16 protein-coding genes and 1 riboswitch are annotated in these 20,027 nt (G+C 47.6%); of the genes, 14 read left to right on the top strand and 2 right to left on the bottom strand.

The window, feature by feature from the left end:
- Positions 1–10 precede the first annotated feature (10 nt).
- From LZG74_RS17365 to LZG74_RS17340, 6 genes are all read left to right on the top strand, one after another.
- Entirely contained in the window at positions 11–1,261 is a 1,251-nt protein-coding gene (locus tag LZG74_RS17365) for an amidohydrolase/deacetylase family metallohydrolase (RefSeq protein ID WP_233797797.1), read from the top strand.
- 37 nt (positions 1,262–1,298) lie between these two features.
- Positions 1,299–3,041 carry a c-type cytochrome gene (locus LZG74_RS17360; RefSeq protein WP_233797796.1) on the top strand — a complete coding sequence of 581 codons (1,743 nt, stop codon included), beginning with the start codon at positions 1,299–1,301 and terminating at the stop codon, positions 3,039–3,041.
- A gap of 125 nt (positions 3,042–3,166) precedes the next feature.
- Positions 3,167–3,595 (top strand): cytochrome c, encoded by a 429-nt coding sequence (locus LZG74_RS17355; RefSeq protein ID WP_233797795.1) that lies wholly within the window; start codon positions 3,167–3,169, stop codon positions 3,593–3,595.
- A gap of 19 nt (positions 3,596–3,614) precedes the next feature.
- The gene (locus LZG74_RS17350; RefSeq protein WP_233797794.1) at positions 3,615–5,111 is read left to right on the top strand and encodes a sorbosone dehydrogenase family protein; all 1,497 of its coding nucleotides are present in this window, start codon (positions 3,615–3,617) and stop codon (positions 5,109–5,111) included.
- A 27-nt stretch (positions 5,112–5,138) separates the two neighbouring features.
- Positions 5,139–5,609 (top strand): RidA family protein, encoded by a 471-nt coding sequence (locus LZG74_RS17345; protein ID WP_233798815.1) that lies wholly within the window; start codon positions 5,139–5,141, stop codon positions 5,607–5,609.
- Between the two features lie 409 nt (positions 5,610–6,018).
- Positions 6,019–6,630 (top strand): RNA polymerase sigma factor, encoded by a 612-nt coding sequence (locus tag LZG74_RS17340; RefSeq protein WP_233797793.1) that lies wholly within the window; start codon positions 6,019–6,021, stop codon positions 6,628–6,630.
- A 30-nt stretch (positions 6,631–6,660) separates the two neighbouring features.
- On the opposite strand, the gene LZG74_RS17335 is transcribed toward LZG74_RS17340, so the two are convergent.
- Positions 6,661–6,822 carry a type II toxin-antitoxin system HicB family antitoxin gene (locus tag LZG74_RS17335; protein WP_233797792.1) on the bottom strand — a complete coding sequence of 54 codons (162 nt, stop codon included), beginning with the start codon at positions 6,820–6,822 and terminating at the stop codon, positions 6,661–6,663.
- Between the two features lie 184 nt (positions 6,823–7,006).
- On the opposite strand from LZG74_RS17335, the gene LZG74_RS17330 reads away from it, so the two are divergent.
- The 6 genes from LZG74_RS17330 (at position 7,007) to LZG74_RS17305 (ending at position 16,923) form a co-directional block, all read left to right on the top strand.
- Entirely contained in the window at positions 7,007–8,110 is a 1,104-nt protein-coding gene (locus LZG74_RS17330) for a FecR family protein (RefSeq protein ID WP_233797791.1), read from the top strand.
- Between the two features lie 196 nt (positions 8,111–8,306).
- On the top strand, positions 8,307–11,741 hold the full coding sequence (locus LZG74_RS17325; RefSeq protein WP_233797790.1) for a SusC/RagA family TonB-linked outer membrane protein: 3,435 nt from the start codon (positions 8,307–8,309) through the stop codon (positions 11,739–11,741).
- Positions 11,742–11,765: 24 nt separating this feature from the next.
- Positions 11,766–13,325 (top strand): SusD/RagB family nutrient-binding outer membrane lipoprotein, encoded by a 1,560-nt coding sequence (locus tag LZG74_RS17320; RefSeq protein WP_233797789.1) that lies wholly within the window; start codon positions 11,766–11,768, stop codon positions 13,323–13,325.
- 157 nt (positions 13,326–13,482) lie between these two features.
- Positions 13,483–14,754, top strand: coding sequence for an amidohydrolase/deacetylase family metallohydrolase (locus LZG74_RS17315; RefSeq protein ID WP_233797788.1), 1,272 nt, complete (start codon positions 13,483–13,485; stop codon positions 14,752–14,754).
- Between the two features lie 64 nt (positions 14,755–14,818).
- Complete coding sequence (locus LZG74_RS17310; RefSeq protein ID WP_233797787.1) at positions 14,819–15,751, top strand: RraA family protein; 933 nt, start codon at positions 14,819–14,821, stop codon at positions 15,749–15,751.
- A gap of 65 nt (positions 15,752–15,816) precedes the next feature.
- Complete coding sequence (locus tag LZG74_RS17305; protein ID WP_233797786.1) at positions 15,817–16,923, top strand: bile acid:sodium symporter family protein; 1,107 nt, start codon at positions 15,817–15,819, stop codon at positions 16,921–16,923.
- A gap of 148 nt (positions 16,924–17,071) precedes the next feature.
- On the opposite strand, the gene LZG74_RS17300 is transcribed toward LZG74_RS17305, so the two are convergent.
- Positions 17,072–17,575, bottom strand: a complete 504-nt coding sequence (locus LZG74_RS17300) for a GNAT family N-acetyltransferase (RefSeq protein ID WP_026629968.1) — start codon at positions 17,573–17,575, stop codon at positions 17,072–17,074.
- Between the two features lie 142 nt (positions 17,576–17,717).
- Positions 17,718–17,813, top strand: a riboswitch (TPP riboswitch).
- Positions 17,814–17,883: 70 nt separating this feature from the next.
- On the opposite strand from LZG74_RS17300, the gene thiS reads away from it, so the two are divergent.
- Both thiS and thiC read left to right on the top strand, forming a co-directional pair.
- Positions 17,884–18,087: a sulfur carrier protein ThiS gene (thiS, locus tag LZG74_RS17295; protein WP_026629967.1), complete on the top strand. Its 204-nt coding sequence runs from the start codon at positions 17,884–17,886 to the stop codon at positions 18,085–18,087.
- Between the two features lie 43 nt (positions 18,088–18,130).
- Positions 18,131–20,011: a phosphomethylpyrimidine synthase ThiC gene (gene thiC / locus LZG74_RS17290; RefSeq protein ID WP_233797785.1), complete on the top strand. Its 1,881-nt coding sequence runs from the start codon at positions 18,131–18,133 to the stop codon at positions 20,009–20,011.
- Positions 20,012–20,027: the final 16 nt, after the last annotated feature.

Genomic DNA, 20,027 nt, shown 5'->3' with positions numbered 1-20,027 from the left:
CCTATAAAAAATGAAACACAGATTCCTGCTTATCCTTTTCCTGATATGCAGTGTAACTCTCGCAGTTAATGCGCAGACTTACAGCATATTGATCAAAGGCGGAACGGTCATCGACCCTAAGAATAACCTCAACCAGATCATGGATGTGGGCATATTTGAAGGAAAGATCAAGAAGGTTGCCAAGGACATTGATCCGAAGGAAGCCCGACAGGTTGTGGATGCCAAAGGCATGTATGTCACGCCCGGACTCATTGATATTCACGGACATGTGTTTTTCGGAACGCAACCAGACCATTATTTAAGTAATGGTTTGGTTGCATTACCGCCCGATGGTTTCACTTTTCGCGTAGGCGTAACCACGATCGTGGACGCAGGCGGTGCGGGTTGGGATTCGTTTTCTGAATTTAAAAAGAATGTGATTTTCAATTCCAAAACGCGGGTTCTTTCCTTCCTTAACATTGTTGGCGAAGGCATGCGCGGGGGAAATTGGGAACAGGATACCAGCGACATGAACCCCGAGCTGGCTGCGGGCGTCGCGCTGAAAAATAAGAATGATGTGGTCGGCTTTAAAGTCGCACATTTCATGGGCAATGACTGGAAGCCGGTCGATAATGCTGTGAAGGCGGGTAAGCTGTCCAACATGCCCGTCATGATCGATTTTGGCGGAAGCACGCCGCCCTTGCCATTGGAAGAATTGTTTTTAAAACACCTTCGCCCCGGAGACATTTTTACACACGCATATACTTTGCTGGAAGGCAATGTAAGAGAAACCATTGTAGATGAAAAAGCGCAGAAAGTGCGCCCGTTCGTTCTGGAAGCGCGCAAGCGCGGGATTATTTTTGACGTCGGCTACGGCGGCGCGAGCTTCAATTATTCACAGGCTATTCCTGCCATCAAACAAGGCTTTTTCCCCAACACCATCAGCACCGACCTGCATACGGGCAGCATGAACGGCTCCATGAAGGACATGCTGAGCATTATGTCCAAATTTTATGTGATGGGCATGGATCTGCCTTCGGTGATCAAGGCCAGCACCTGGGAACCTGCGCAGGTGATCAAGCGCGAAAACCTGGGACACATTTCAGAGAATGCCATTGCAGATGTCGCCATATTTTCGATGCGCAAGGGCAATTTTGGTTTTTATGATAAAACCGGTTATAAAATGGAAGGAAAAGAAAAGCTGGAATGCGAGATGACGATCATGGGCGGCAAGATCGTCTACGACCTCAATGGCATTGCCAAGCCGATCTATCTGAAATAGCTGCTGACCCTGTTATTCCTAAACTCCTCTATAAATAATGCGCTACCATTCTCTCAAACTCTCAGCTTCGCTTCTGCTGCTTTTTGCATTGGGGTTTACTCAAAAGAGTGACCGGCAGAACGACGTGGCTAATGACAAGAACGGCGGCCTGTTCCTACCGGACGGCTTTGAAGCAACCGTTGTGGTGGACAGCCTGCCCGGCCGCGCCCGCCACATTGCCGTGAATGACAATGGTGATATTTATGTAAAAGCGCGTTTTTCCGGAAAAGGGAAATCCGTGATTGCGCTGCGCGACACCAATGGCGACGGCCGTGCAGACATTATTAAACATTTTGGTGGACGTGACGGCGAAGGTGTTTACGGAACTGCCATGCGCATTTACAAAGGTTATCTTTATTTCAGTTCAGAACTGATTGTTTCACGTTACAAACTGAACCCGGGCGAGCTTGTTCCGTCCGGCGAGGAAGAAATAATCCTGACGGATGACCACGCACACGGCATGCACGAGCACATTGCAAAGCCGGTCACATTCGATGACAAAGGATTTATGTATGTGCCATTCGGCGCTAATTCCAATGCCTGTCAGGATGATAACCGAATCCCCTCATCCAGCGGCCTCGATCCCTGCCCTATCCTCGAAGATCACGGTGGGATCTGGCGTTTTGACGCGAATAAGAAAGGTCAGTTGCAGAAAGACGGTCTGAAATTCGCGACCGGCTTGCGGAGCGTAGTGGCGCTCGACTGGAATTTTGCTGATAATAATTTATATGCATTGCAACACGGACGGGACGATTTATTGCGCCTGTTTCCGCAGCTTTTTTCCCCCTGGCAAAGCGCTATGCTTCCTTCCGAGGAGTTTTTACGGATCAAAGAGGGCACGCATGCAGGCTGGCCTTATTGTTATTGGGATCAAATGCAGGGCAAAAAGGTCCTTAATCCTGAGTATGGCGGTGATGGAAAAGAAGTGGGCCGCTGCGGCGAATATGAAAAACCGCTGATCGGTTTTCCTGGCCACTGGGCTCCGAATGACATTCTGTTTTACCAGGGAAATCATTTTCCGGAACGCTACAAAAACGGCTCATTTATCGCATTCCACGGTTCTACCAACCGCGCTCCTTACCCGCAATCGAGCTATTTTATTGGATTTGTTCCTTTCAAAAATGTTCAGCCATCGGGTGATTATGAGGTTTTTGCAGACGGCTTTGCGGGCGTAGATCCGATTGTGAATGTCAGCGACGCGGTTTATCGTCCGATGGGCCTGGCGATTGGTCCTGATGGTGCGCTTTACATTGCGGAGACAGAAAAAGGAAAGATCTGGAAAGTGACTTACAAAGGCGATAAAAAGAAATTTGCAAAAACGGCTTTGGTCAAAATGGAAAAGAGAAAATCCATGTCCAACATCCGCACGCCGGACGAAATTGCCGACAACCTGGATAAGGATAAGCCCGTTGCCGGAGGGAAGGTTTACAGCGTTTACTGCTCAGCTTGTCATCAGCGAAACGGCATGGGCGATATGCAGCGTTTTCCACCTTTGGGCGGGGCCGAATGGGTAACCGGAGACAAGGAACGCCTTATAAAAGTATTGCTCAAAGGGCTGGAAGGGCCGTTGGAAGTGAAAGGGCAATCCTACAACAATGTAATGCCCCAACACAGCTTTTTAAAAGACGAAGAAATCGCAGAAGTTCTGACGCATATCCGCAGTAATTTTGGAAACACCGCCAGCGCCGTTTCTGCAAATGAAGTTTCGAAAGTCAGGGCAGCCGTTGAAAAAACAAATTAGCAACAACGTTTTTCTCCTTCCAACCTCGTTTAAGTGGATATTACTCTCCGGCAATTGAGTGTTCCTTTAAGGGGTTGGAGGGAGAAAAATCAGACATTTATATATATCACGTTTCTTTACATTTGATGTTTAAAAATAAGATTTTAGCCGCAAATTTTATCGTTTTAGCCGGAATTATTCTGACTGGATTTTCTTCCGGGCATTTCAATCCGCACGTCAGCCAGGATCCCTGGAAAGCACCCGCCTGGGCAGATACACTGAAAAGTCCCTATCACGAGGAACCGCTGACATTGGCGCAGGGCGAAGAACTTTTCACACTCTACTGCGCCACCTGCCACGGCGATGCTGGTTATGGTGACGGCGCAGCGGGCGGCGCGTTGGGGCAGAAACCCGCTAATTTTCACGACACATTGGTAAAAGCCCAGAGCGACGGCGCCATTTTCTGGAAAATCTCCACCGGCAGGGGTAACATGCCGCCATTTAAAGATGTGTTCACCGACGAGCAGCGCTGGCAGCTTGTGGCCTACATCCGTCATTTAGGCAAAACTGAATAAACTGAACCCATAGGATAAAATGCTGACTATTAGCCGTTATTTCAAACCCAAAGTCGCTGCATTGCTGCTTGCCACCATTGCAGGACATGCATTTGCGCAGCCTAAAGAAACCGTCACAAGCACGCCGAAATCACTGCGCGACGACATTACCATTGAGCACTACATGAAAATTGAGCCGGAAGCGGTGCGGATTATTCAGCATCCCGTCACGGGGGAAATTTATTATACGACGTTCTTTGGCGATGTATTAAAGATCGTCACAAACAACGGTCAGCCCGAAAGTAAGAAAATCCTCAGCGCCGAAGACCACGGCATTACGCGCTTGCAAGGTGCGGCATTCAAAGGGAATACATTGTTTTTGGCAGGAAACATTAATGTCAACAACAACAAAGGGAACAAAGGCCGCATGGTTCGTTATGAGCTGAAAGCTGGCGTAGATACGAACTCAACTGAAAAGCCTGCGATGACGGTTGTTTTCAATACGGTGGAATATGGTGCCAACAAAACAACATTTGACCACGGCTGGAACGCGTTGGAAATTAGTCCGGATGGTAAATATATTTTCGTTAACACAGGCGCCAGAACAGACCACGGCGAAGTGCAGGACAACGGCGGCGAATATCCAAACGCGCGCGATAATGCATTAACAGCCAACATCTTCCGCTTCCCGATCGATGCCAAAGATTTGCTGCTTTCCACCGATACACAAAAATTAAAAGCAGACGGCTATCTCTACGCAGAAGGCATCCGCAATGCATATGACATGGCTTTTGATCCGAAAGGGAATCTGTTCGCAGTCTCCAATTCGGGTGATTACGACCATTCCGAAGATATGTTCTGGGTGCGACAGGGCCATCATTACGGTTTTCCGTGGGTTATGGGCGGCATCGATAATCCACAGCAATTTCCAGATTATCAACCCAATCCGGACACCGATCCTTTCCTGAGCAAATTTGCTTTTGCCTGGCTGATGAAGTATTTTCACAATGACCCAAATTTCCCGAAACGCCCCGCGGGCGTGAAGTTCAGCCCGGGCGTGCAGAACATGGGCCCGGACGCCAACGAGTACCGCGACCGCAAAACCGGCCAGGTCTACGACGGCGATTCCACAGGCGTGGGCGTAAGCACATTCAACGCGCACTCTTCCCCGCTTGGGTTGTTTTTTGATACTAAAAATACACTGGGCAAAGACCTTACCGGTGACGGTTTTGTCATCCGTTACACGGGCGGACCAAGAAACGGGGTCGCTAATCCGAGTCCGCTGAGGAAGCAAGGACGGGATTTGTTACACCTCGAAATGGCCTACGACAAAGCCACAGACAATTACAAAGTTAAAACCACCCGCATCATCGACGGTTTTACTTCGCCTACGGATGCGCTGCTTGTTGGCAATACGCTTTACATTATCGAATATGGCGGCAAGCAGGGCGGAAATAAATCGGGCGGAAGCATTTGGAAAGTGACGCTGCCTGCGAACGAGAAAATGGCTAAGAAGAGCAAGAAAAAAAGATCATAATACATTCGTTAATAACTTAATTATACTATCATGTCCGAAAGAAGATCAATCCTTAAAAAATTATTCGCCTCAGTTGCCGGAGTAGCCGGAATTGGCGTTGCTTCCAAAGCAATCGCAGAAACGCCTGCTGCGCCAGCGCCCGAAAAGGAAGTCGGTGATGTTGTTATGTATCAGGATGTTCCCTTGTTTTCAGGCCATACCAAGTTCAATAATATGGTGTTCATCGCCGGCAAAGGCGCCCACTTCGAAGGCGATATCACCGCCCACACCAAGCACGTTCTGGACGAACTGGAAAAAGAATTGATCAAAGCCGGTTCTTCAATGGAGAAAGTGCTGAAATGCAGCGTTTTCCTGCATGATTTGAATGATTATAAGGCAATGAATGAGGCTTACAAAGGCCGTTTCGGCTCAAAACCGCCTTGCCGGACGACAGTGGCTGTTTATGGCGGAGTTCCAGGGGATTCGTTGGTGGAGATTGATTGCATTGCTTATATCTAGGAGGATGACGTGGTGCTGCCCTTCGGCCGCCGGGCGGCCCCGTCCGCTCAGGGTGACAACGGCAGTTGTTAGTGTCGCCGGGTATGCCCTTCGGCTCCGCTCAGGGTGACAGGGCTGGTGTAGCAGTCGTCGCACCAGCCCTGTCACCCTGAGCGGAGACGAAGGGCAAGCACTAGGCCACTTACTATCGCCTTGTCACCCTGAGCGGAGCCGAAGGGCAGGCACCATGCTAATTGGTCCGCGTAATGCCCGACCGCCAACAACACGCCAACCCCTCCCCCAAAATCAAATCTTTATTCTGGCATAATCCAATTCTGCCGAATGTAATTTTAAAATAAAAAATAAAGTCGGTGTTATATTTTAAAATTAAGCGATTAAGCAGTTTCTTTGTTGCCTGACCCAATAAGATTTGAACAAACGACAACGCATCGCTGAGGAGAATGTAATTCTTCTGAATCTCTGGCAACAATCCCAGGCCGGGGACAGTCTTGCATTTTGTCAGCTTGCCGATAAGCAATATCGCACGCTCTTCAACTACGCCACCAGCTTCACGTCGGACCGGGAATTTATCAAGGATTCCATTCAGGAATTGCTGATCCACATTTGGGAAAAGCGCGAGACAATTCATATTCAGTTTGTTTCCATTTACTTTTTGAAAGCGCTTCGCAACCAGTTGCTGCAAGAATTTCGGAAAAACAATCCGGCCAATTCACTGCTGGACATTGAAGAAGTTGGGCAGATGTCAGATTATCAGACTGTCGAAACGCAGATTGAGCAAAGTGAAATATACTCTGAAAACCAGATTAAAGTCCGCTCGGCCATAGAAGAACTTCCACGCCGCCAGAAAGAAGCCGTTTTCCTCAAATATTTCGAAGGAATGGATAATGAGCAAATTGCAGACCTTATGCAAGTCAACCGCCAATCCGTCGCCAACCTTCTCTTCAAAGCCATATCCTCCCTAAAAACCCATATCCGCGCAGTAACAAGCCTGATGCTGCTGGTTTTTGTGAATAATGGTTAGCTGCATTATACCAAATGACAATTTTGGATTTTAATAACTCTCGAAAGAATCCTGGGCATATAGACTGAGCGCGTCGCTGATGTTTTCCATCACTTCGTTGATGGTCTCTCCTTGCGTCATGACAGATGGAATTTCCTTGATGCGTCCGATCAGGAATTCCTCGCCCTTTGATATTAATACTGTGAATTTCATATGAATGTTTAGTGTGGTTTAAATCAGAATTAAAACTAAACATTAAAATGCCATCTCACAAACTTTACGTCTCAGAACATTAATACTCAAAACGGTCTTCATCAAAAAATAATTTCTAAAAAAGAGTATTGGCCGGAGGAAAGTGCATCCTTAAATAAAATAGCTATACAATTATTTGCCCTATATGCACAATTACCGCAATTTTCTTCCGGAGGAACTCGCAGCCGATCCATCGTTCAGACGCTGGACGTTGTTTAACGATCCCGAAGAAGACATTTTCTGGGCTGAATGGCTTGAACTTAATCCGGATAAAAAAGAGCTTGTCGCAAAAGCAAAATACTTTCTTATTAACACCAAATCGGCTTTTGACCAGATTTCCGAAGATGAAATTGCAAATGAGATTTACCGGCTTTCACATTCTATTGGAGAAAATAAGGCAAAGAAATCGGGTATAAGAAAGCTTTTCAGGCCCAATTGGTATAATATGGCGGCTTCCGTCGTGCTGCTGATGTTTGCGGGATGGTGGTTTAACAAGCAAACGCCTTCACAACAGCAGTCAGACCAGTATAAGGTGATCCTGAGCCAGATTAAGGAGCCGTTGGTGAAGGCTGAGAATGTGACGGACAAGGCGCAGCTGATCGTTTTGGCGGATGGAAGCTCGGTGCTTTTGCAACCCAATAGCCGTATTACCTACCCTTCCAGGTTCGAAGGAAATAAGAGAGAAGTGTTCCTGAGCGGGGAAGCGTTTTTTGAAGTTGCCAAGAATCCGGACAAACCCTTCTATGTATACGCACACACATTGGCGACCAAAGTGTTAGGCACCAGTTTCAAAGTGAGCGCATTTGAAGGCGATAAGGAAGTGAAGGTTGTAGTAAAAACAGGAAAAGTTTCTGTGTTCCCGATGACCAAAGAAGCCATCGCAACGCAGCAGGCGGACGATAAGCTTGGTGGAATGGTGTTAACACCGAATCAACAGATCGTATTCGCTCCCAAAGAGTTACGCCTCACACGCAGCCTGATTCCGGACCCAAAACTGCTTGAATTACCGATCCAGAGCCAGTCGTTTGAATTCAAAGGCACGCCTATTACCGATGTTTTTGAGACGCTGGAAAAATCTTATGGCGTGAAGATCATTCACGATGCCGATGTAATGAAGGATTGCTATCTGACCGCATCCCTTTCCGACGAACCGCTTTTTGAAAAAATAAACCTGATCTGTAAAACGATAGGCGCACAATATGAACAGCTGGATGCCAGCATTATCATTACCAGCAAAGGTTGTTACTAACGTTCCTCACCAATCCCCTAAAATTCTGACAATGCCTATGACGAGATCTGTTACCAGTCCCCTAAAAAATGAGCCGATGATGCTGCAACACCACCGGCTCCGTTAATCCCCTGTTTGTTTCTTCTTACGGTTATCGCCTCGCAGCGGCCGTGGGAATCAATTAATGCCAAATTTTAATCCGACAAAAATCAAAATTATGTCAAAAACAGTACAAATTCATCATGCTTTACAGAAAATCATGCGCATTACGCTGTATCAAGCCATACTCGCTATCGTCGTCAGCACATTTGTGCAAGCCAATGACGTACGCGGTCAGCGGGTTTTAGAACAAAAAGTAACGCTGCGTTTAGCCAATGCCGAAATTGACAAGGCACTGGAAAAAATTGAGAATGTGACCAAGGTTAAGTTTATGTATAACCCGCAGATTTTCAATGCACAGAAATATACATTCAAATTCCAGGACGAAGCATTGTCCGATGTGCTGGGCAAAATCCTCGCTCCGCATAAAGTGACTTACGAAGTGGTGCAGGACCGTATCATTCTGAAACGCGAAACGGCAGCCTCCGAAACAGGATCTTCTTCCAAAGAAGCTCCAAAACGCAATGTTACGGGTGTGGTTACGGACGAAACGGGCGCGGGTCTTCCGGGTGTAAGTGTTTTAGTAAAAGGCACCCAGCGCGGAACATCTTCGGACGCGGAAGGAAAATTTACGATGGACATTCCGGATGCAGAAGCAGCGTCAGCAGTGCTGATTTTCAGCTTTGTAGGTTACACGCCACAGGAAGTTGCAGTAGGAACGCAGACAACACTCTCCGTTCAGCTGGCTCCCGAAGCCAAAGCATTAAATGAGGTTGTTGTAACGGCTTTGGGTATTTCCAAAGAGAAAAAAGCACTTGCCTATGCAGTGACCGAAGTAAAAGGTTCTGAATTCACACAGGCCCGCGAAAACAACGTTGCCAATGCCTTGACAGGTAAAATCGCCGGTGTAAATGCAACGGGGATGTCGACAGGACCGGGTGGATCGAGCCGGATTATCATTCGTGGTAATGGTTCTTTGAGCGGAAACAACCAGCCTTTGTATGTGATCAATGGTATGCCGATGGACAACAGCGTTCCGGGCGGTGGAAATGCTTCTGACGGAAATGGTAACAATACCGACCGCGGGGACGGAATCGGCGGGATTAACCCGGACGATATTGAATCGATCAGCGTTTTGAAAGGCGGACCGGCAGCAGCTTTGTATGGTGCTCGTGCGGGTAATGGTGTTATTTTGATCACCACCAAAAAAGGTCGCGCGCAAAAAGGCATTGGTGTGGAATTCAACAGCAACTTTACAACGGAGAACCTGGCGATCATTCCGGACTGGCAATATGAGTTCGGACAAGGTGTGGACGGTGTCAAACCAATGACGCAAACGCAGGCAAAAAGCTCAGGGCGCTTGTCATATGGCGCAAGAATGGACGGCACGGATGTGATCCAGTTTGACGGCCAGATGCGCCCCTATTCTCCTCAGAAAGACAATCTTAAGAACTTTTACAGAACGGGAACGAACTACATTAACTCCATTGCCTTCACAGGTGGAAATGACAAGATCAACTTTCGTTTTGGTCTGAACAATACAAAATCAAACAGCATTGTCCCCAACTCTGATTTCACGAGAAGGATTGCAAACTTGAATGTGAATGCATTTTTGGGCAAAAAACTGAGCATCGAAACGGTTGTTCAATACAACATTGAAGACGGCCACAACCGTCCGAAAGTGGGTTATGCAGATTACAACCCGCACTGGGCAACACATTTGATCGCCAACACGGTGGATATCAGAAGCCTTTCTCCTGGTTATGACGCCGTTACAGGCAAAGAATTGGAATGGAACCCGGTTCCGGCTGCACCAAATCCTTATTTTGTCATTAATAAATTCAAAAACGACGACCGTAAGAATCGCTTTTTGGGACAGGCTAACATTCGTTATGATATCCTTGATAACCTGTTCATCAAAGGAAGCGTGAGCCAGGATTACTACAATTTCAAATACGAATTCATCGTGCCGACGGCCAATGCTTTCGAACCGCTTGGAAAATACGAGTCCAACAGTACGACTTCGTCTGAAACCAACGGCATGCTGACATTGAACTACAACAAGGAGTTTGAAAATTTCAGCTTCTCGGCATTACTCGGCGGTAACACGCAGCGCAGCATTTACGACGAAATGGCTTACAGAGGCGCTGAATTCACAATCCCGAATTTTTACAGCTTTACCAACCTTGCAACGACAACAACGACGCCAAGATATTTGAAAAGCGGCATTAACTCGGTGTTTGGATCGGTGGATTTGGGTTACAAAGGATTAGCCTACCTGACGATGTCGGGCAGACAGGACTGGTTTTCTGTTTTGAACAAATCAAACAACAGCATTTTTTATCCGGCAGTTGGTGGAACGGTGATTCTTTCTGAGGCTATTGATATGCCTTCGGCGATCAGTTTTGCCAAAGTGCGTGCTTCGTGGGCGCAGGTGGGTGCTGTGAACGTGGATCCTTACCGGATTTACCAAAGCTATCAAATGGCGCAAGGCGGTCATAATGGTCGTCCGGTGCAGCAATTGGCTTCGGCGTTGGTTCCTAACCCTGATTTGCGTCCGCTTACTTCTACCACTTACGAGGCTGGTTTGGAAGCGCGTTTCCTGAACAACCGTTTTGGTCTTGACCTTACTTTTTACAATCGTAAGACCACCAATGACATTGTGCAAAGCAACATTGCATCGTCATCAGGATACACGCAGGCTCTTTTGAATGTGGGCGAACTGAGCAACAAAGGGGTTGAGCTTTTGCTGACTGCAACACCGCTTCGCAAGAATAATTTTACCTGGGATATCAGTTACAACATGGCTTACAACCAAAGCAAGATCGTTAAACTGGCTGATAACCTGAAAACATTGAGCATCGGACTTGGTGTAGGCGGCGGTATGATCAATAACGTTGTCGGCGGGACTTACGGAGAAGTTTGGGGTTACAACAAGAAAACGGACGGCAACGGAAATGTGGTTTTCAACACAGCAAGCGGATATGCCGTAAGAGGTGATCTGGAAAAACTAGGCAATGGTATTCCCCCGTTGACGATGGGTATCACGAACAATTTCAAATACAAAAACTTCTCGCTGAACATCCTGATCGATGGTAAGTTCGGAAGCGTGGTTTACTCCAACATGTATCAGTATGCGTATCGTTTTGGTTTGCCAAAAGAAACATTGCCAGGCCGCGAAACGGGTGTAACGGTAACGGGTGTGACGCCTGAGGGTGCTCCTTTTACCAAAACCTGGGAGAAAAAGGATGTGGATACTTATTATGACAATGACAAAAACTACACGGGAATCTTCACTTTCAACAACGATTTCGTGAAGCTGCGCCAGGTGATTTTGAGCTACAACCTGAATGTGAGCAAAATGTCATTCCTGAAACTGCAATCTGCTTCGGTGTCGCTGGTTGGCCGTAACCTGCTGCTGCTTTACAAAGACAAGCGCAACAATTATTTCGATCCGGAATCGAGCTATACTAATGGCAATGCGCAAGGTCTGGAAGCATTCGGGGTTCCAAGAACGAGGAGTTTGGGTGTGAACCTTACAGTGAAGTTTTAATCATTAAAAAGCATTTTAGTGAATATGAAAAATTTGATAAAAGTCCTATATCTGGCTCCGGCCCTGTTCATTGCCTCCTGCGACAATGGATTTGAAGAAATGAACATTAACCCCAATGCTTCGACGGAAGTTGTGCCCGGCTTCCTTTTCACAAGGGCGCAACTTGTGACGTTGAGCAACAACTTTACCGGCGCGGCTTACCTGACGATCGGCGGTTCGATGCAGCATTTCGCAACTTATAAGGAAGTGCCTGGCGCGGGTGACAAATATTTCAATTTCGGTTACAGCCAGGGCAGCTGGCAGCTGTATGGCGGCGATCCGGTTTCTCAGGGTGCGGTGATTGACATTGCGCAGGTTATTGAAGCTGTTTCAACAAATCCTGCCGACGTAAACAAGCTGTCCGTTTCGCGGATCTGGAAAGCTTATCTGTTCCATCGCTTGACGGATTTATACGGAGACATTCCTTATTTTGACGCAGGAAAAGCACTTTCCAGCCAGAATTTCACACCGAAATACGATACGCAGCAAGCCATTTACGCGGATATGCTAAAAGAGCTGGACGAGTCGATCAATGCATTTGATGCGGCGCAACCTACTTTTGGAAATGCGGACCTGGTTTACGGCGGGGAAATTGCAAAATGGAAAAAATTCGGTTACTCGCTGATGCTTCGTCTTGGCATGCGTCTGACAGAAGTCGATCCGGCCAGCGCTGAAACCTGGGTAAAAAAGGCCATTGCAGGCGGTGTGATCACATCTGATACGGATATGGCGACGATCGCTTACGTGGATGGCTCCATCACAGCCAGCAGAAATTTCATCGCTGCGGGCCTCATGGCGACAGATTATGTTTCTCCGGGCGGTGACAATGTGGAAGGTGGAAAGTTGGCCAAAACATTGGTTGACCATTTGAAAACAACCAAAGATCCGCGTTTGAATGTAATCTCTGTGGTTTGGACAAAAGCTTCTGCAACAGCTCCTTACGTTGCCGACACGGCTACTGCATTGCAAAAAGGAATGCCTAATGCGGCTTTCAACTCATTGCCAGCAGATTTTGATTCTTATTCCGAGCCAAATCCGAATACGATTTTGAAATACAATGCGCCCTTATTGGTCTTCACCCCTGCAGAAGTGCATTTGCTGCTTGCTGAGGCCGGTTTGAGAGGCTGGTATTCGGCTACAACGCCGGCTGCGGAATATGAAAGCGCCGTAACATCAGGCATGAAGCAATGGGCTGCATTTGGTGCAGGCGGTGTCATTTCCGATGCCAAAATCGCTGCTTACCTGAAAGCAAATCCCTTTAAAGCAACAGGAACATTGGCTGAAAAAATGGAGCAGATCGGCACGCAGAAGTGGGTCGCGCTGTTTTTGGAAGATGAATATGAAATCTGGTCTAACTGGAGACGCACCGGATACCCTAAGCTGACGCCTACCAACTATCCTGGTAACCTCACCGGCGGCAAAATCCCAACCCGTTTTGTAATTCCTGATTCGGAAGAGCAGTATAACCAGGCCAATTTCTACGAAGCAAGAACCAGACAAGGCGGCACGAATACGCTTTCCAGCATGGTTTGGTGGGATAAATAATTTTTGCAAAACAATGTAATGTCAGACTTCCAGGCCACAAACCCGGAAGTCTGATTTATTCATAACCAACGCTCTAACATTAAACACACTTGTAGCATTAAAAACGAGCCGAGAATTCCTTTAACTATCTAATGCCCATATTCCTAATCCTGAAAACATGAACAAGAAATTACGCTTAACTTGTTTTGCGCTGCTATTTGCATGCGCCGCCAACGCCCAGCAATATTCTGTGGTGATCAAAGGCGGCCACGTTATCGACCCTAAAAACAATGTGAACGGCATTATGGACGTTGCGCTGAAAGGTGACACCGTCATGCTCGTTGCCAAGAACATCGATGCCAAAGAAGGCAAGCAGGTCGTGAATGCCAAAGGGCTTTTCGTAACGCCCGGCCTCATCGACATGCATTCCCACAACTTTTACGGCACCAAGATGGACCAGACTTACAGCAATGGTCCGAATGCACTGCCACCGGATGGTTTTACATTCCGCACCGGCGTTACAACGGTGGTAGACGCAGGATGCGCCGGCTGGAAATCGTTTCCTGACTTTAAGAAACAAACCATTGACATTTCAAAAACCCGCGTGCTCGCATTCCTGAACATTGTAGGAGAAGGCATGCGTGGCGGCACTTACGAGCAGAATGTGGACGATATGGACGCAGCTGCGACGGCAAAAGTCGTAAAGGAAAATCCGGATTACATTGTCGGCATAAAACTCGCACATTACAACGGTTACAACTGGACGCCCACCGAACGCGCCGTGGAAGCCGGAAAACTTGCTAATGTACCTGTGATGGTTGATTTCGGTGGCAGCAAGCCCGTTTTACCGCTTCAAGAATTGTTTACAAAATACCTGCGCCCAGGCGATATTTTCACACATTGCTTCGGCCAGCTCAACAGCCGGGAGCCGATTCTGGACGTGGCGACTGGCAAAATTAAGCCATTCGTTTACGACGCGCGTAAGAAAGGGATCCTTTTTGACGTGGGTTATGGCGGCATCAGCTTTGCCTTTTCACAAGCCATTCCAGCCGTTAAAAGCGGTTTTTATCCCAACACCATCAGCACCGACATTCACACCGGCAGCATGAACAATGCCATGAAAGATATGCTGAATGTTATGTCCAAATTCCTGGCTATGGGCATGGATCTTCCGGCTGTGATCAAAGCCAGCACCTGGGCGCCTGCTCAAGCCATTCACCGCGAGGAGCTAGGAAACCTTTCAGTTGGCTCGCGTGCAGATGTGACTGTTTTGAGGGTTCTGGATGGTAAATTCCAATTGAACGACACAGGAACATTCGGTTTCTGGGATTACACAGGAACCAAGATTCAGGGAAAACAAAAACTGGAAGCAGAAGTAACAATCCGCGCCGGAAAAGTCGTTTACGACCTCAATGGCCTCACCGAACCGCTCGTGATTACCAAAAGATAGTTTGAATGATAAGCCATTCGATGCATCTTTGACATTTATCTTGCCGCAATTTTATTTTTCAAACATGAGAGTACAATTTTTAGGTGTAATAGCCCTTTTAGCCCTCAATTTTAATGGTCTGCAAACGACGCAGGCGCAAATGATGCCCAAGGAAGAACTGATGTTCCTCACTTCCGAATGGAAAGGCGAACGCTTCCCCGACGGCCGCCCCAAAGTCTCCGACGAGCTCATTAACCGCGCCAAAAATATCTCCATTGAAGAAGCGTGGGTGGTGTTGCAAAATGAGGGTTACAACTGCCAGTTCGACGGAAACTGGAAAATATTGAAAGACGACATCGTCATCACGGGCCGGGCACTAACCGCCCAATTCATGCCCTCCCGCCCCGACGTTGAAAAGCTCGTAAAAGACCGCGGCAACAAAAACGGCATGTTGGGAAACACCAATTCCTGGCCCATCGATAAGCTTTCCAAAGGCGACGTATACGTAGCAGACGGCTTCGGCAAAATCGCCAGCGGAACATTGATCGGCGACAATTTAGGAACATCCATTTTTACAAAATCAGGCAATGGCGTTGTTTTCGACGCATCCGTCCGCGACCTGGAAGGACTTTCCAAAATCGAAGGTTTCAATGCATTTGTAAGAGATTTTGACCCATCATTCTTAAAAGACGTTTTCCTGACCGGCATAAACACACCAATCCGCATAGGCCGCGCGATTGTATTGCCAGGAGACATTGTGCTTGCTAAAAAAGAAGGTGTGATCTTCATTCCGGCGCACATGGCCGAAAAAGTGATCCTAACCGCCGAATTCCTCACATTAAGGGACAAATTCGCCCTCCAAATGCTACGCGAAGGCAAATTCACCCCCGGCCAGATCGACAACCAATGGACCGATCAGCTCAAAGAAGCATTCCTGAAATGGCTGGACAGCAATCCAAAGGAAATCCCGATGAAACGCGCCGAACTGGACGAATACATGAAGAAAAGAACCTGGTAACTTTCTTATTGAAGTGCCAGGGCACTTTTGCGTTCTTTTTTAAATAGCATTATAACGACAATTATATGAATGTTTACAAGCTACTAGCCGGTGTTGCAGGTCTGTGTCTTCTTGTTGCGCTTTTCCTCGCGCTCTCCGGAAACCTGCCGCAAGCCGGTCCCTTCTTTATTGCTTTTTTTCTTGCCTTAGCAGTCAGTTTCAGGGGTTTTGAAAAACTGAAAGGTTTCACTTATACAACCGTCATTTTCGCCGCAGTAACCACAGCCCTCTACTATCCGCAGCATTTCCAGTCAGTCAACGGCTTCAAGCTGGCAGCATTAATTACGCCTTTGATCCAGATTATCATGTTCGGAATGGGGACGTCAATGAGCTTCGGGGATTTTGTAGGAGTTGTAAAAATGCCAAAAGGCGTGCTGATTGGCGTAGTAAGCCATTTTATCATCATGCCAACCATTGGATTTACATTAGCTAACCTAAGCGGCTTCCCACCCGAAATCGCGGCCGGAATTATCCTCATCGGCTGTTCACCAAACGGAATGGCTTCAAATGTAATTTCCTATCTGGCCAAAGCAAACCTGGCATTATCGATCACGATCACGGCGATCTCTACAATGCTCGCTCCTATCGTGACGCCCTTGCTAATGAGCGCATTGGCAGGTGCATTTGTACAAATAGATACATTGCACATGATGTGGGACATCATTAAAATGGTCATCATCCCAATCGGCGCCGGACTATTATTCAACAAGTTTTTCAGCGGCAAAGCAAAATGGCTCGACGACGCCATGCCGATCGTTTCCATGGCCGGCATCGCCTTCATCATCGTCATCATCACCGCCGCCGGCCGCGACAGCCTGCTTACCATCGGACCAACATTACTCCTACTCGTCCTGATCCACAATTTATCGGGTTACACATTGGGTTACTGGTCCGGCCGCCTCTTCAAAATGAGCGAACGCGACTGCCGCACCATCGCCATTGAAGTAGGCATGCAAAACGGCGGTCTGGCATCTGGTATAGCCAAAGAAATGGGAAAAATGGCCACCGTAGGGCTGGCACCCGCGATTTTCGGGCCGTTAATGAACATTACAGGATCAATTTTAGCATCCTGGTGGCAAGGCAAACCGACGGGCGATGAAGAGACCTATGTGGAGACGGGAAGGGCGCATTGAACGGGAAACCCGGAGGGATGACATATTGGCGGCCGCCGATATTACATCCCTCCGGGATTTGCGTCTATTTTATCTATCTTTTTCCTACCGCGGCGCGGCCACCAATGTTACATCGCTCCGCGATTTGGGAGTCGCCTTGAACAATTCCTCAATCTTCTTCCAACAACAACTGCATAAACACCAAATCCAACCACTGGTCAAACTTATATCCAACCTCCTTCAAATAACCCTTCTCCACAAAACCATACTTTTTGTGAAATTCAATGCTGCCGCGGTTGGCGGCGTCTATGCCCGCTATCATGCTGTGGAGGCCGGATTCGCGGGCGCGTTGGATGAGGCTGCCGAGGAGTTTGCCTCCCACGCCTAAACCTCTTGATTTTTCATCAAGGTAAATCGAATGTTCTACGCTGAATTTGTAGCCTATTTTCGGCCGGAAAATATTGTAAGAGCCGTAACCAATTACTTTTCCTTCCCTTTCCGCGACAATCACGGGCATGCCGTCATTGAACATTTTCTCAAACCATTCCCGTTGCTCGTCCAGCGTGCGGGGCTCGTAATCGTAAATCGCAGTGGTGTTAAGAATGGCGTGATTAATAATTTCTAACAGGGATGGCAAATCCTTTGGAGCAGCGCTTCTGATAATAAGATCCATCAAGTAACGTAGGTTCGATATAATTGGTAAATATGACCTTAAAGTTACCCGATAATTCTTAAAATAAAAGTGCTTCCATTGCTTCGTTTCGCGGTGTTTTCTTTGGTTAATTTTTGAAAATACATTTTTTGCGATAGCTTTGTCCAAACTTTAGGGGTGTCCCGAAATGCGGACTGAGATAATACCCTTTGAACCTGATGCAGTTAGTACTGCCGAAGGGAAAAGTAAGAGATACTGCTATTGTATCTCAATGTATCTTTCTTCCAAAAGGTCCATTCCTGAAGTTTTTCTCAAAAACATTATTCAGAATGGAAATTATCATCAACGGTCAATCGCGTGAATTTTCTGAACCGCTCTCGGTCCAGCAATTACTTTCTGCTCTTTTTCCGGATCCTGCCAAAGGAATTGCTGTCGCTGTAAACCAGTCGGTTATCCCTAAAACGGCGTGGGCAGCGCATCCGTTGCAACCGCACGACCGCGTCATGCTGATCACAGCCACGCAAGGCGGCTAGCCTCCATTCTTCCCCATTTGTTTAATCCTTAATCCAACATTTTATGAAAACCGAAAAAACGCCACAAAGCAGCAGTGTGACCACCGACCCGTTCCCGAATTCACGGAAAATTTACGTAAAAGGCAGCCTGCACAATGTGTCCGTTGCGATGCGGGAAATTGCACTAACCGACACGCGTTTGCATGGAAAGCTAGGCCAGGTGGAGAAAAATGCGCCTGTCACGGTCTACGACACGAGTGGCCCTTTTACAGATCCCAATGTTGAAATCGATGTAAAAAAAGGATTGCCTGCGTTGCGTGCAGAGTGGATTAAAGCACGGCAGGATGTAGAGCAGCTGGAAGGCATCAGCTCGCAATACGGACAGCAGCGACTTTCGGATCCTTCATTGGATGCACTGCGCTTTGCGCACATTACCAAGCCGTTTCGGGCCAAACCGGGTGCGAATGTATCTCAATTGCATTATGCAAAAAAGGGCATTATTACTGCGGAAATGGAATACATTGCGATACGGGAAAATCAGCGTATCCAGGAAAATCTGTTGGAATTAAACGGCAAAGCGGGTTCGCTTTCGCACCAGCATCGCGGCCATAGTTTTGGGGCAAATACGCCGGTTAACTTCATCACACCCGAATTTGTGCGCTCCGAAGTAGCAGCCGGCCGCGCAGTGATTCCGGTGAACATCAACCATCCGGAAAGCGAGCCGATGATCATTGGTCGTAATTTTTTGGTTAAAATCAATGCCAACATTGGCAACTCCGCGGTGTCATCCACCATTGAGGAAGAAGTCGAAAAAGCCGTTTGGGCTTGCCGCTGGGGTGCTGATACGATCATGGATCTTTCAACCGGCAAGAACATTCACGAAACCCGCGAGTGGATCATCCGCAACTCACCCGTTCCCATTGGCACCGTTCCGATTTATCAGGCTTTGGAAAAAGTAAATGGTAAGGCCGAAGACTTGACTTGGGAATTGTTCCGAGACACGCTCATTGAGCAGGCCGAACAGGGAGTGGATTACTTCACGATTCATGCCGGCGTTTTGCTGCGTTACATTCCGCTTACGGCCAAAAGGATCACGGGAATTGTTTCCCGCGGCGGCTCGATCATGGCCAAATGGTGTCTGGCTCATCACAAGGAAAATTTCCTTTACACGCATTTTGAGGAGATCTGCGAGATTATGAAAGCTTATGATGTCGCGTTTTCGCTGGGTGATGGTTTGCGTCCGGGCTGCATTGCAGATGCCAATGATGCCGCACAATTTTCCGAACTGGAAACTTTGGGCGAACTAACAAAAATTGCCTGGAAGCACGACGTGCAAACCATTATCGAAGGTCCGGGCCATGTGCCGATGCATTTGATCAAAGAAAATATGGAGAAGCAGCTGGAACATTGCCAGGAAGCGCCATTTTATACATTAGGGCCCTTAACAACAGACATTGCACCTGGTTATGACCACATTACGTCTGCTATTGGTGCGGCTATGATCGGCTGGTTCGGGACGGCAATGCTTTGTTATGTGACACCGAAAGAACATTTAGGACTGCCGAATAAAAAAGATGTGAAGGACGGCGTGATCACTTACAAAATCGCTGCGCACGCCGCGGATCTTGCAAAAGGGCATCCGGGCGCGCAATATCGTGATAATGCATTGAGCAAAGCCCGCTTCGAATTCCGCTGGGAAGATCAGTTCAATCTTTCCCTCGATCCCGAAACGGCCAAATCCTTCCACGACGAAACATTACCAGCCGAAGGCGCCAAAATCGCCCATTTCTGCTCGATGTGCGGACCCAATTTCTGCTCCATGAAAATCACGCAGGACGTGCGCGACTATGCAGATGAGCATGGTTTAAATGAGGACGCAATTGCGGAAGGAATGGAAGAAAAATCGCGGGAATTCGCGAGTCTGGGCAGTCAGATCTATCTATAATCAGCTCTTTTATAAT

It is taken from the genome of Dyadobacter sp. CY327 (assembly GCF_021390415.1).
Taxonomy (GTDB): domain Bacteria; phylum Bacteroidota; class Bacteroidia; order Cytophagales; family Spirosomataceae; genus Dyadobacter; species Dyadobacter chenhuakuii.
The sequence above is the reverse complement of the archived record's forward strand: the minus strand, read 5'-3'. Positions and strand labels throughout refer to the sequence as shown.

What these genes read in the sequence shown, in the direction of transcription:
- LZG74_RS17365 (WP_233797797.1), top strand. Translation starts at nt 11, where the DNA reads ATGAAACACAGATTCCTGCTTATCCTTTTCCTGATATGCAGTGTAACT.
- LZG74_RS17360 (WP_233797796.1), top strand. Translation starts at nt 1,299, where the DNA reads ATGCGCTACCATTCTCTCAAACTCTCAGCTTCGCTTCTGCTGCTTTTT.
- LZG74_RS17355 (WP_233797795.1), top strand. Translation starts at nt 3,167, where the DNA reads ATGTTTAAAAATAAGATTTTAGCCGCAAATTTTATCGTTTTAGCCGGA.
- LZG74_RS17350 (WP_233797794.1), top strand. Translation starts at nt 3,615, where the DNA reads ATGCTGACTATTAGCCGTTATTTCAAACCCAAAGTCGCTGCATTGCTG.
- LZG74_RS17335 (WP_233797792.1), bottom strand. Translation starts at nt 6,822, where the DNA reads ATGAAATTCACAGTATTAATATCAAAGGGCGAGGAATTCCTGATCGGA.
- LZG74_RS17330 (WP_233797791.1), top strand. Translation starts at nt 7,007, where the DNA reads ATGCACAATTACCGCAATTTTCTTCCGGAGGAACTCGCAGCCGATCCA.
- LZG74_RS17325 (WP_233797790.1), top strand. Translation starts at nt 8,307, where the DNA reads ATGTCAAAAACAGTACAAATTCATCATGCTTTACAGAAAATCATGCGC.
- LZG74_RS17320 (WP_233797789.1), top strand. Translation starts at nt 11,766, where the DNA reads ATGAAAAATTTGATAAAAGTCCTATATCTGGCTCCGGCCCTGTTCATT.
- LZG74_RS17315 (WP_233797788.1), top strand. Translation starts at nt 13,483, where the DNA reads ATGAACAAGAAATTACGCTTAACTTGTTTTGCGCTGCTATTTGCATGC.
- LZG74_RS17310 (WP_233797787.1), top strand. Translation starts at nt 14,819, where the DNA reads ATGAGAGTACAATTTTTAGGTGTAATAGCCCTTTTAGCCCTCAATTTT.
- LZG74_RS17305 (WP_233797786.1), top strand. Translation starts at nt 15,817, where the DNA reads ATGAATGTTTACAAGCTACTAGCCGGTGTTGCAGGTCTGTGTCTTCTT.
- LZG74_RS17300 (WP_026629968.1), bottom strand. Translation starts at nt 17,575, where the DNA reads ATGGATCTTATTATCAGAAGCGCTGCTCCAAAGGATTTGCCATCCCTG.
- thiS (WP_026629967.1), top strand. Translation starts at nt 17,884, where the DNA reads ATGGAAATTATCATCAACGGTCAATCGCGTGAATTTTCTGAACCGCTC.
- thiC (WP_233797785.1), top strand. Translation starts at nt 18,131, where the DNA reads ATGAAAACCGAAAAAACGCCACAAAGCAGCAGTGTGACCACCGACCCG.